Source organism: Trinickia symbiotica, assembly GCF_002934455.1.
GTDB lineage: Bacteria > Pseudomonadota > Gammaproteobacteria > Burkholderiales > Burkholderiaceae > Trinickia > Trinickia symbiotica.
On sequence record NZ_PTIR01000004.1, the window covers coordinates 199662 to 212236 of the forward strand.

Genomic DNA, 12575 nt, shown 5'->3' on the forward strand with positions numbered 1-12575 from the left:
CGCCGGTCAAACAGCCGACTCGCCCGGCCGCTGCGCCGCGAGCACGGCGACGATCTCGCGCGCCCCTTGCGCCTCGAGCGCGCCTGCCACTTCACGGCCGAGCGCCTGCGCCGCCCCGGCGTCGGCAACGCGCGATTCGGCTTCGGCCGCGGCGATGCGCGAGCCATCGGGCATCGAGACACGACCCGCCAGGCGTAAAACGCCGCCGTCCCAGCGCGCATAAGCCGCAAGCGGCACGTCGCAACTACCGCCGAGCGCGCGCGACACGGCTCGCTCAGCCGTGACCGCAAGGGCCGTCGCCTCGTCGTTCAGCGGTGCCAGCCACGCCGCGAGCTCGGGTCTGCCTGAGCGAATTTCGATGCCGAGCGCCCCTTGCCCCGCCGCCGGCAAGCTTTCGGCCGCATCGAGGTAGCCGCGGATGCGCGCGCCGAGCCCGAGCCGCTTGAGGCCCGCGGCGGCGAGAATGATGGCCGCATAGTCGCCGCGATCGAGCTTCGCGAGCCGCGTATCGAGATTGCCGCGCAGCGGCTCGACGGCGAGATGCGGATAACGTGCGCGCAACATCGCCTCGCGACGCAGACTGGACGTGCCGACGACGCTGCCGGGCGGCAGCGCATCGAGCGCCGCATAGGCGTTCGAGACGAACGCATCGCGTGGATCCTCGCGCTCCATGATCGCGGCGAGCGAGAAGCCGTCGGGCAACTCCATCGGCACGTCTTTGAGCGAATGGACGGCGAGATCGGCGCGACCGTCGGCGAGCGCATTCTCGAGCTCCTTCACGAAGAGCCCCTTGCCGCCCACTTTCGAGAGCGTGCGATCGAGAATGCGATCGCCACGTGTCGTCATCCCTAGAATTCGCACGTCGCAAGATGGATATAATTTGTGCAGCGTGTCGCGCACGTGCTCGGCCTGCCACATCGCGAGACGGCTCTCGCGCGAGGCGATGACGAGCGTGGCGGGTGGCGCGCAATGATGCGTCTCGGAATTCATCGACAGATACTTCGAATGACGGGATCGAACATCGAAGAATGGTAGCACGCACGCCTTGCCCCCTTTTTCGCGACGGCCGCGATGCCGCCGCGCTTCACTGAGGAAACCCATCGTGACGTCCCCCGGATCGGCGCGCGCTGCCCGCCGCACTAACGATGCATTGCCCGTTTCAGCGACCGTGCCCCCCGCTTCCGCAGGCCCGCTCGTGCAACCGAAGCCCGCCGGCCGCGGCCGCGAAGATAAGGATCAGCCGCTCTTTCAGGACATCCGCTACCTCGGCCGCCTGCTCGGAGACGTCGTCCGCGAGCAGGAGGGCGACGCTGTCTTCGAGGTCGTCGAAACGATTCGCCAGAACGCCGTGAAGTTTCGTCGCGAGGACGACAGCAGCGCCGCACTCGCGCTCGAGAAGCAATTGCGCGCGCTCACACCCGAGCAGACGGTGAGCGTCGTGCGCGCATTCAGCTACTTCTCGCATCTCGCCAATATCGCCGAGGATCGTCATCACAACCGGCGCCGCCGCATTCACGCGCTGGCGGGGTCGGCGCCGCAGGCGGGAACGATCGCCTACGCGCTCGAGCGGTTCGCGCTCGCGGGCACCATCGACGGCGAAGCGCTGAAGCGTTTTTTCGACGACGCATTGATCGTACCTGTGCTGACGGCGCATCCGACCGAAGTTCAACGCAAGAGCATTCTCGATGCGCAGCACCAGATCGCGTGGCTGCTGGCGGAGCGAGATCAGCCGTTGACCGCACGCGAGCGCGCTCGCAACGAGGCGCTGTTGCGCGCACGCGTGTCGACGCTCTGGCAAACCCGTATGCTGCGCGACTCACGGCTGACCGTCGCCGACGAAATCGAAAACGCGCTTTCGTATTACCGTGCGACGTTCCTGCGCGAAATTCCGGCCCTTTATGCCGACATCGAAGAGGCGCTGGCCGAACGACATCAGCTCGAAGCGCGTCTGCCGCCTTTCTTTCAGATGGGCAGCTGGATCGGCGGCGATCGCGACGGCAACCCGAACGTGACCTCCGAGACGCTCGAGCATGCAGTGAGGCGCCAGGCCGCCGTCATCTTCGAGCATTACCTCGAGGAAGTGCATGCGCTCGGCGCCGAGCTTTCCGTGTCCAACCTGCTCTCGGGCTGCAGCGACGAGTTGAAGGCGCTCGCGCAGGCGTCGCCCGATCAATCGCCGCATCGCGTCGACGAGCCCTACCGGCGCGCCCTGATCGGCATCTACACGCGGCTCGCGGCAAGCGTGCGCGTGCGGCTCGGAGAAGGCACGGTGCCGTTGCGCGGCGTGAGCCCCGGCGTGCCACCCGTGCGCGCGACGCCGTATGCGGATGCTGCCGAATTCGCGCGTGATCTGAACGTCCTGATCGATTCGTTGAACGCGCATCACGGCGAATCGCTCGTCGGCACGCGGCTCGCCCCCCTCGCCCGCTCGGCCGAGGTCTTCGGCTTTCACCTGGCGAGCATCGACTTGCGGCAAAGCTCGGACGTGCATGAGACCGTCATCGCCGAACTGTTCAAGCGCGCGGACGTCCACGACGACTATGCGTCGCTGCCCGAAGCCGACAAGCTGCGTCTGCTGCTGGCCGAACTCGAGCAGCCGCGCCTCTTGCGCTCCGCTTATCTCGAGTACTCGCCGCTGGTTCGCAGCGAGCTCGGCGTGCTCGAGATGGCGCGCGTCGTGCGCGAGCGCTTCGGCGCGCGCGCCGTGCGCAATTACATCATTTCGCACACCGAAACAGTCAGCGATTTGGTCGAGGTCCTGCTGCTGCAAAAGGAAACCGGTCTGCTCGAAGGCACGCTCGCAGGCAAGCACGCGGGCGCGCGGAGCGGGCTCATGGTGATTCCGCTCTTCGAGACGATTCCCGATTTGCGCAACGCGCCCGTCATCATGCGCGAGTACTTCGGACTGCCCGGCGTCAAGCCGCTGATCGCGCACCAGGGGAGCGAGCAGGAAGTCATGCTCGGCTACTCGGACAGCAACAAGGACGGCGGCTTTCTTACGTCGAACTGGGAGCTCTACCGCGCCGAGCTCGCGCTCGTCACGCTCTTCAAAGAGCACGGCATCAAGCTGCGCCTCTTTCATGGCCGCGGCGGCACGGTCGGGCGCGGCGGCGGCCCGACCTATCAGGCGATCCTCTCGCAGCCGCCGGGCACGGTCGAAGGTCATATTCGCCTGACTGAGCAAGGCGAAGTGATCGGCAGCAAGTTCAGCAACCCCGAGATCGGCCGGCGCAACCTCGAGACGGTCGTCGCGGCGACCCTCGAGGCGTCCCTGCTGCCGCACGGCAACGCGCCCGCGACGAACCTGCCCGTCTTCGAAGAGACGATGCAGGCGCTTTCCGACGCGGCGATGAGCGCCTATCGGGCGCTCGTCTATGAGACGCCGGGCTTTACCGAATACTTCTTCTCGTCTACGCCGATCGCCGAGATCGCCGAGCTCAACATTGGCAGCCGCCCGGCCTCGCGCAAGCTGCAGGATCCGAAGAATCGCCGCATCGAAGACCTGCGGGCCATTCCCTGGGGCTTCTCGTGGGGCCAATGCCGGTTGTTGCTGACGGGCTGGTACGGCTTCGGCAGCGCGGTCGCCGCGCATCTCGGGGGCGCCTCCAGCGAAACCGAGCGGACGCGGCGCCTGTCGACGCTCAAGAAGATGTACAAGACCTGGCCGTTGTTCTCGACGCTGCTTTCGAACATGGACATGGTGCTCGCGAAGACCGATCTCGCCGTGGCCTCGCGCTACGCGCAACTCGTCGAGGACAAGAAGCTGCGCAAGCATGTGTTCGAGCGCATCGTCGCCGAGTGGGAACGCACGACGCAGGCACTGGAACAGATCACAGGCAAGGAGGAACGGCTCGCCGACAATCCGCTTCTCGCGCGCTCGATCAAGAACCGCTTCCCCTATCTCGATCCGCTCAACCACTTGCAGGTCGAGTTGCTCAAGCGCCACCGGGCGGGGGATACGAACGCGCGGTTGCGCCGCGGGATCCATCTGACGATCAACGGGATCGCGGCAGGGTTGCGGAATACGGGGTGACGGTGCCGTAAAAGCGTCCGATTTTCGTTGCGCGCAATGTTGCGGCCGACTCCGGTCTTACATATCATGCCGCCACGACACATCCTAGTGAGGCCATTCGGTTGGTCTTCGCTCAGGACGAAAAAGCCGCCCAAAAAGGGCGGCTTTTTCATTCTGGTTGAGCATGCTGGAACGAAGAGAGACCGCCTAGCTTGCCTCGATCATCGCAACATCGATCATGAACGAACCGTCGGGTTGTACGCCGAAGTACTCGCGCACTTCGTCGGGCGCGTTGGCCCACAGTGAACGGATCGCCGCGGCTCGCACCTCGGGAGTTCGCATGCGCGCCACCCACTGGTCGAACTCCATCCGCAAGCGCCAGTTCTCGCGAATGCGCGCGGTGAACCCGGCGCCCGCGAAAAACGCGATCCACTCGTCAGCGCCATAGTTGCGCACGTGCGAACCGTCGCGCAGCACTTCCGCCGCCTGCAAGTGCGTGTCGAAGAGGGGATGCGCCGCGCTCACGACATCGACGAAGATCACCCGCCCGCGTGGCTTGAGCACCCGCCGCACTTCTGCCAGCGCGCGCGGCACATCGTGCCAGTGGTGCGCCGAAAAGCGACTCACCACCCAGTCGAACGAGGCATCGGCAAACGGCAACGCCTCGGCCGGGCCCTCCTCCGTCGCGACATTAGCGAGCCCGCGCTCGCGCGCCGCAAGAACGACGGTCGCGAGCATTTGCGGCGCGATATCGTAGGCAATCACCGATTGGGCATGCGGCGCGACGGCAAAGCTGACGTGCCCCGCCCCGCAACCGAGGTCGAGCACCTTCGCATCGGGCGTCGACGCAATCTCGGCGGCAAGCGTCGCCAGATCCGCACCGCTCGCATGCGTAGGGCTCGCCAAATAGGCAGCGGCCGTCGAGCCGAAGGCATCGGCGACTTGATCGTGTTGTTTCATAGATTCCTCCAGAAAAGTCGGTGGCGCTAGCCACGCGAGCAGCGATAGTTGTGTTGGGCGACGCCCGTCATACGGCGCGGAAACCTGCCATCGACCGAGTCCGCATAACCGTGATCCAAGCGATGCGCTTGTCGCTACAATAGAGTCGTCACAGTACCGGTACAAGGCAACCAGTTATCCTGGTATCAGAGCCACCCGACTATCGTCAGGCAAATCGCGATGGCTTGCGCTTCGATCCGTTTGGCTTTTGGTTTCTGTTTTGGCATTCGCAACGAGAAAAACGATGGCTAGCCCACCCCCCACCCGCAACCGAGCGGCGCCTCCCGCTACGGCCAACGTCACCATCGCCGGGCGCTCAGCAAAGGCGCGCGCCTCGAAAGCCACCCCGATCACCGATACTCCGGCACGCGCGCTCGGCGAATTCATCCGTGCTCATCGCGAGCGTCTGTCCCCGCTCGCCGTCGGCCTGCCTCCCGGGCCACGGCGGCGCACGCCGGGGCTGCGCCGCGAAGAAGTCGCGCAGCTTTGCGGCGTCAGCGCGACCTGGTACACGTGGATCGAGCAGGGCCGGCCGGTGTCGGCCTCGGCCGAGGCGCTGGCACGCATCGCAGTGGCGCTGCAGCTCTCGCGTGCCGAGCGCGCTTATCTTTTCGAGCTCGCGGGCGAACGTGATCCGGCGGAGCCCGCACTGGCCGCCGCCGACGCGCCGGCTACGCTCATCGCGACCGTGGATCACCTAGACACGCCCGCCTACGTGCTCGATCGCCAGTGGAACGCGCTGGCTTGGAACAGGCAGGCGGCCGAGCTCTTCGTCGGCTGGCTCGACGAGCCGACCGGGCCGGACGATGGATCCGGCAAAGCCCAAGCGCCGGCCCACGACCGCAATCTGCTCTATTTCGCGTTTCTGGAGCCCGCCGGGCGCAGACTGATCGTCGATTGGGAAACGCGTGCGCGACGGTTGGTCGCCGAGTTTCGCGCCGATTCGATCCGTCACCTCAACGACGCGCCGACACGCGCATTGATCGACACCCTGGCAGCCGAAAGCGAAGCGTTCGCGCGCTTCTGGGCATCGCAGGACGTGGGCGTTCGCGAAGGCGGCGCGCGCGAGTTCGATCATCCCCGCGACGGGCGCATCGTTTATGACCAGATCACGTTCAAGCCCGCGCACCGTGAAGACCTGCTGCTGGTCGTGCTGATTCGACGCTGATCGCGGCGCGGGCGAACGTTGTCAAGCGCGGTTAAGATAGCGGCCGACAGTGGAGATCAGCCCCTTTAATGCCGACGACCGCAACGAGCGGCTTTCTGGCGATCAGGATTCCGACGAAACTGCGCGCCATGCCGCCCTTTCACCCTTCCCGATGACGACGCGTCTGCCCCCCCAACCCACGCCGCGAGACCTCGCGGCGCTGCTTTCGCGTGTCGCGCTGAAGGACGCCGGTGCGTTGCGCACCTTATACGATTTTACCGCCGCGAAACTGTTCGGCGTCGCGCTTCGTATATTGAGCAGGCGGGAATGGGCGGAGGAAGCATTGCAGGACGGATTCATCAATATCTGGCGTTACGCCGGCGACTATCGGGAAGACCTCGCCGCGCCGTTGACCTGGATGACGGCGATCGTCCGCAATCGCGCCCTCGATTTCCTGCGCCGGCAGAAAACCGGACGGGCCGAAGCCGTCGAGCGGGAAAGTGCGGAGGGGATGAACTCGGCTGGCGTCGGATCGACGATCGCACTCGAGGACTGGAGCGAATCGTTCGAGGAATTGCTGCCCGGTGACGAGCGGGATCCCGCCGAGTCGGCGCTCTTGAGCGAAGCGGCGCGGCAGCTCGAGATTTGCATGAAGAGGCTCGATGCGAACCAGAGGCAGGCCGTGGCGCTTGCCTACCTGCGCGATCAAAGCCACGGCGAGATCGCGCAGACGCTCGACGTGCCGCTCGGCACCGTCAAGTCCTGGGTGCGCAGAGGCCTCGAGAAGCTGAAACTTTGCATGGGAGGCCAGTGAGATGGATCTGCACCGGTATCCCGATCTGATCGACCGGTTAGCCGGCGAGTACGCGCTCGGCGTGCTGCGCGGCGGCGCGCGCCGCCGTTTGGAGCGGCTCGCGCAGAGCGATCCGGTCGTGCGCGCCGCCATCGACACGTGGACCGCGCGAATCGGAGCGCTCGCCGAGCTCGCGCCGGCAATCGCGCCGCCTGCGAGTGCGTGGCGATCGCTCGAGCGCCGGCTCGGCCTGTCTTCGGCAAACGCGGCGATAGAGGACCAGCAGCAAGCCCGTGGCGGTACCGCAACGTCGATTCTTGGTCAGCGCCGAAACCCGCGTTGGTTCGAGAGCCTGTCGTTCTGGCGCGGCTGGTCGATTGGCGCGACAGGGTTCGCACTCGTCGCCGCCGTCGTGCTCGCCTGGACGGTGCGTCCGTTTGCTCCGGCCACGGCGCCCACCGTTTCGCCTGGTGTGGTCAACGACGAAGTCACCACTGCAAGCGGCCGCCCCGTCATCGAGCGCGTCTCCTATGTCGCCGCCCTCGCCGACGTGCAGACGAACAAGACGATGGTGTTCGTCATGTGGGACGACGAAAGCGCGATGATGAGCGCGCACCGGATGAGCGGCGGAGACGCTCCGCCACCAGGCAAATCGGAACAGCTTTGGGGAATCCCCGAGCACGGACAGCCCGTATCGCTCGGCATGCTGCCGCCGGGTAAGATCATTCATATGAAAGTGCGCGGAATGAGCGCATTCGTGAAGCTTGCCGTGTCGGTGGAGCCGCCCGGCGGCTCGACGAGCGCCAACGGTCCGAGCGGCCCCGTCGTTTGCACGGGCAAGCTGATGTCGACGGCTTGAGTGCGTCTTCGTCTCGACGAATCGCGCCGCCTGGCAACCCCGCTTTGCGCGGTGGCGCCTCGGCGCAATGATAAAATCGAGCGTTTCCCTGCGGGCATAGTACTGAGTACTGGCCACTGAGGCCACCGCATCAGCGAACATCGCCTCGATCCACCCGAACGGTCCCACCACCATGACGTCCCAACTGCACAAAAAGAGCGAAGCCTGGTCGGCACGCTTCTCCGAACCGATGTCGGAGCTCGTCAAGCGCTACACGTCGTCGGTCTTCTTCGACAAGCGGATGGCGCTCGTCGACATCGAAGGCTCGCTTGCGCACGCGAAGATGCTGGCGGCGCAGAAGATCATCAGCGCCGACGATCTTGCCGCGATCGAGCGCGGCATGGCGCAGATCAAGGGGGAAATCGAGCGCGGCGAATTCGTCTGGCAGCTCGATCTCGAGGACGTCCACCTCAATATCGAGGCGCGGCTCACGGCGCTGGTCGGCGATGCTGGCAAGCGTCTGCATACGGGCCGTTCGCGCAACGATCAGGTCGCGACGGACGTCCGGCTCTGGCTGCGCGGCGAAATCGACCGCATCCGCGGTTTGCTCGGCGATCTGCGTCTGGCGCTCGTCGAGCTTGCCGAACAGCACGCGGGGACGATCATGCCGGGCTTCACGCATCTGCAGGTCGCGCAACCAGTGACGTTCGGCCATCACCTGCTCGCCTACGTCGAAATGTTTAGTCGCGACACGGAGCGCATGCGCGATTGCCGCGCGCGTGTGAACCGCCTGCCCCTCGGCGCGGCGGCGCTCGCAGGCACGAGCTATCCCATCGACCGACACGCAGTGGCGCGTACGCTCGGCTTCGACGGCATTTGCGCGAACTCGCTCGACGCGGTCTCGGACCGCGACTTCGCGATCGAATTCGCCGCCGCGGCCGCGCTCGTCATGACGCACGTATCGCGTTTTTCTGAGGAGCTCGTGCTCTGGATGAGCCCGCGCGTCGGCTTCATCGACCTCGCCGATCGCTTCTGCACGGGATCGTCGATCATGCCGCAGAAGAAGAATCCGGACGTGCCCGAGCTCGCGCGCGGCAAAACCGGGCGCGTCAACGGCCATCTGATGGCATTGCTGACGTTGATGAAGGGGCAACCGCTCGCCTACAACAAAGACAATCAGGAAGACAAAGAGCCGCTTTTCGATACCGTCGACACGGTCGCGGACACGCTGCGGATCTTTGCCGAGATGGTGGCGGGCATCACGGTGAAGCCCGAAGCGATGCGCGCGGCGGCTCTGCAGGGGTTTTCGACGGCGACCGACCTCGCCGACTACCTCGTCAAGCGCGGGCTGCCGTTTCGAGATGCGCATGAAGCCGTCGCCCACGCCGTGCGCGTCTGCGTGGACCGGCAGTGCGACCTGGCCGACCTTACGCTCGATGAAATGCGTCGCGAGTTGCCGAACGTCGCGTATCTGATCGGGGACGATGTCTTCGACTATCTGACGCTCGAAGGTTCTGTGGCAAGCCGCAATCACCCCGGCGGCACGGCGCCGGAACAGGTGCGGGCGGCCGCCAGCGCGGTGCGGAAGGCGATAGCGGCGGAGCGGCAATAATAGTGTCGGCGAGCGGCCACCCTGCGGCGACAGTATCGTTTCTCGTGAATTCGTAGCTAAATGTGCTACATTTGTAGCCGATCATGCTACAGAGACCCTCGGACGTCCTTTTTAGCCACTACCGCCGCCGCGTGCTGAGCCTCCTGCTGCTGCATCCTGAGAAGGCATATCACGTTCGCGAGATTGCTCGTTTGACGGGGACCGTCGCTGGAACGCTTCACAAGGAGCTGAGCAAGCTCGGCGACGCGGGCATTCTCAGCCGCGAACGAAGAGGCAATCAAATTCTCTACTGCGCCAACCGGAGCTCGCCGATTTACGAGGAGTTGGCGAGCATCATGCGCAAGACAGCCGGGCTTGCGGACGTATTGGCCGAAGCGCTGGCCCCACTGTCGAAGGGAATCGAAGCTGCATTCATCTATGGATCAGTCGCGCGCGCCCGAGAAAGCGCGGCCAGCGATGTCGATGTCATGATCATCGGCTCAATCAGCTTCGCCGATGCCGTGCGTGCACTGTACGAGGCGCAAACCACCATCGGTCGCGAGATCAACCCAAAGGTGCTGACTCCGTCCGAATGGACCGACGCTATACGTAATCTGGAGCCGTTTCTGATAGATGTCATGGGCAAACCAAAAATCTTTCTGATTGGTAATGACCATGACATTGCAGAACTTGCTCGGCGTTAGCCTCGACGCCGTTCAACCCGACCGCGGACACGTTGCCAGATTTCTCGCCGCAGCCGAACGGAATCTGGCCGACGCGAGGCTAGCTGGCCTCAGCAGCGAAAATTGATTCGATGCTGCATATAAAGCTGTCATGCAATTGGCGATGTTGGCACTGCACGCGCACGGCTACCGTACTTTGACGAGTCGCTCCGGACATCATCAGACGGCGATTCAAACGCTGTCAAAGACGGTCGGTCTTTCCGCGGAGGGGGTCATCGTGCTTGATGCTTTGCGCAAACAGCGCAACCTGTCGGACTACTCGGGCGATCTCGTCTCTGATTCGGCGGTGAGAGCCTGCATCGAGAGCGCGACCGAACTGCTTTCCGACGTCAAGCAATGGCTCGTATGGTGGTGGACGATCGGAATCACGCTTATCGTATTTATCCTAATTTTTAAACAAATCAGAGCAAAAAATGTCAATAAGAATCGATCATCAAGAAATTGCAAGCACCGCGGCGCAAGAAACTGCCACAAAATATGCTGCAAAGCTTTCCACTGAAGCGGGAGAGGCACTGCGAAAGATTGCGGATGATATTGGAGCACTGGCCGACAAGTCGAGGGAGCGGGCGGCACACATCAAGTCGCTGCTCAACAATCTAGACGCATTGCAAGTCGGTATCTCTGGCCAATTGTCAAAAGAACGATAACTAATTTCAAACCACTATTTTTAGAAACAATCGTCACTAACGCATCGGAAGAAAGCATACAAACCAGCCTGCAACATTATACAGGCGGCATAAAAATCGCCAGCGCGTCTGGAGAAATTATGCAAAGCGGCTTACCACGTTATGCAGGCAGCGGCCACAGTAAAGTTGAAATCGATTACAGTAAATTTAATCGAGATGCTGTACGCGGAATGTTCAATGCGGACGGCAGCTCAACAGTATTCAATTACCATCCAGACGGGACGCTCAAGGAGTCTGCGACATGGGACGAATTCGGCCACTTGGTTGAATACGACGTGATAAAAATACGCCCATCAAACAATCAAGAACAGTTCGTTGATTCAGCGGGTCGATTGCACGAAAAAGTCGTCCGTCCGGATGGAAAGTATTACGAGGAGATCCATGCCTCTGCAGACATCAATTCACCACTGGCAGAGCAGCATTGGATCGATAACAACAACCAGACGCATGATCGAATTTGGAACGGAGATCGGTTCCAGGAAAAATTTTACGATCCTCGGTTAGGCCTAGCCACAATCATGAAAATGAAAGATGGCGGTTTGGTCCTCGCCACTTCTCGTCAGGGTATCGCCGTGCTACCGCCGGAAGCGGAAATACCGAACTTCGATTTCAGCAAAATCGATACAAGCAGCTTAACGCTTGGGAGAAATCCAGTCTCGCCAACTGCCGGCGTTCAGCCACCTCACCTTCCGCCGCACGTTAGCGTTCCGCGGCAAGGTAGCTCGGGGACATGGACAGCCGTAACTCTGGATAAAAGTTTGGACGTGGTCTGGTCACACTGGCCGAACCCCGACGCTAACGTTCCGGACCATCGCGTTACGCTGCCAGCAGGAACACGGCCAAGCGACTTGCACTTTCCCCGATAGGGACGAGATTAGGCAGCAACAGAAGAGATTCTCGAGCGCCAATCGCTGACTAGCAAGTCTGGACGAAAAGCCAGTAGCCCAGATTTGCAGTACCACTCGGACACAGTGTTTGAGGGGCGGCTACTGGCAACACCTTCTCCTCAATCCCCCCCCACCGTATCCGACAACCGCTTGAACGTCGCGACGCGCCCGCCGATCAGATCGACGCGATCGGTTTCCGACCCGAGCCCCGCGGTCGCATCGAAATAGCTGCGCCAAGCGCGTTGCGCGCGCGTCAGTACGGTGCGCGACTGCGCCGGCAACTTAACGCGCAGCCGATGCACGTAGCGATTCAAATCGAATAGCGCATGCTCGCACGCAGCATCGGCCGTGCAAGACCGCATACGCGAAGACTTCTTCTCCGACTTGGGATCGGAAGCACTGGCCGCCACGCCCGTCGCCTGCGCCTGAAACTGCGCCGCCGCGCGCCGCAGTTGCAACGCACGATCGCGCACGGGCTGCAATAGCACGTTCGCTTCGGCGATCAGGTACGACGAGCCGTCTGTCGTGGCAAATACGGCATGCACGAGCGATGCCTCCTGCTCGCGCCAAGTCAGCCACCGCTTCTGGCTCTCCTGCCAGCCGCGCCGTGCCTTGTCCGGCGCATTGGCGATAATCGACCGGTAAGCGGAATCGATCGCCGCCTCCCACGAAGCGCGCGCCGCGTCCATGCATTGCGCCTGGCCCGCGGGCGTCGAACGATCGGCCCGCGCGAGGCAAGCGCGCATCGCCGTATCGATCGGGTCCGCGGGCGCGGCTTCCGCGCGCCCGAGGGTGGGTATGGCAGCGCCGTAAAGAACGGCGACGGCCGCGGCAACTGTCAACAGCGCGCGGCCGAAGCTTCGGTCGGCAACACTCATC

11 protein-coding genes are annotated in these 12575 nt (G+C 63.3%); 8 read left to right on the plus strand and 3 right to left on the minus strand.

Annotated elements, in window-relative coordinates; genetic code table 11:
- Positions 1–6: 6 nt before the first annotated feature.
- Complete coding sequence (gene hemC / locus B0G57_RS08710; protein ID WP_026230115.1) at positions 7–990, minus strand: hydroxymethylbilane synthase; 984 nt, start codon at positions 988–990, stop codon at positions 7–9.
- Positions 991–1102: 112 nt separating this feature from the next.
- On the opposite strand from hemC, the gene ppc reads away from it, so the two are divergent.
- Positions 1103–4033 (plus strand): phosphoenolpyruvate carboxylase, encoded by a 2931-nt coding sequence (ppc, locus tag B0G57_RS08715; RefSeq protein ID WP_018443091.1) that lies wholly within the window; start codon positions 1103–1105, stop codon positions 4031–4033.
- Positions 4034–4219: 186 nt separating this feature from the next.
- On the opposite strand, the gene B0G57_RS08720 is transcribed toward ppc, so the two are convergent.
- Positions 4220–4972 carry a class I SAM-dependent methyltransferase gene (locus tag B0G57_RS08720; RefSeq protein WP_018443092.1) on the minus strand — a complete coding sequence of 251 codons (753 nt, stop codon included), beginning with the start codon at positions 4970–4972 and terminating at the stop codon, positions 4220–4222.
- Between the two features lie 283 nt (positions 4973–5255).
- Between B0G57_RS08720 and B0G57_RS08725 the strand changes: the two genes are divergently transcribed.
- The 7 genes from B0G57_RS08725 (at position 5256) to B0G57_RS30860 (ending at position 11675) form a co-directional block, all read left to right on the plus strand.
- Positions 5256–6179, plus strand: a complete 924-nt coding sequence (locus B0G57_RS08725; protein ID WP_102607142.1) for a helix-turn-helix transcriptional regulator — start codon at positions 5256–5258, stop codon at positions 6177–6179.
- A 151-nt stretch (positions 6180–6330) separates the two neighbouring features.
- The gene (locus B0G57_RS08730; RefSeq protein ID WP_051090111.1) at positions 6331–6972 is read left to right on the plus strand and encodes a sigma-70 family RNA polymerase sigma factor; all 642 of its coding nucleotides are present in this window, start codon (positions 6331–6333) and stop codon (positions 6970–6972) included.
- Position 6973: 1 nt separating this feature from the next.
- A complete protein-coding gene (locus tag B0G57_RS08735; protein WP_018443095.1) occupies positions 6974–7810 on the plus strand; it encodes an anti-sigma factor in 837 nt (278 codons plus the stop codon).
- 172 nt (positions 7811–7982) lie between these two features.
- Entirely contained in the window at positions 7983–9401 is a 1419-nt protein-coding gene (gene argH / locus B0G57_RS08740; protein WP_018443096.1) for an argininosuccinate lyase, read from the plus strand.
- 131 nt (positions 9402–9532) lie between these two features.
- Positions 9533–10084 (plus strand): hypothetical protein, encoded by a 552-nt coding sequence (locus B0G57_RS08745; protein ID WP_020566477.1) that lies wholly within the window; start codon positions 9533–9535, stop codon positions 10082–10084.
- A gap of 130 nt (positions 10085–10214) precedes the next feature.
- Complete coding sequence (locus B0G57_RS31650) at positions 10215–10622, plus strand: hypothetical protein (RefSeq protein ID WP_018443098.1); 408 nt, start codon at positions 10215–10217, stop codon at positions 10620–10622.
- A 267-nt stretch (positions 10623–10889) separates the two neighbouring features.
- Positions 10890–11675 (plus strand): hypothetical protein, encoded by a 786-nt coding sequence (locus B0G57_RS30860; RefSeq protein ID WP_146013363.1) that lies wholly within the window; start codon positions 10890–10892, stop codon positions 11673–11675.
- A 140-nt stretch (positions 11676–11815) separates the two neighbouring features.
- Here B0G57_RS30860 and B0G57_RS08755 read toward each other — a convergent pair whose 3' ends face one another.
- Positions 11816–12574 carry a lysozyme inhibitor LprI family protein gene (locus tag B0G57_RS08755; protein WP_026230117.1) on the minus strand — a complete coding sequence of 253 codons (759 nt, stop codon included), beginning with the start codon at positions 12572–12574 and terminating at the stop codon, positions 11816–11818.
- Between the last annotated feature and the right edge of the window lies 1 nt (position 12575).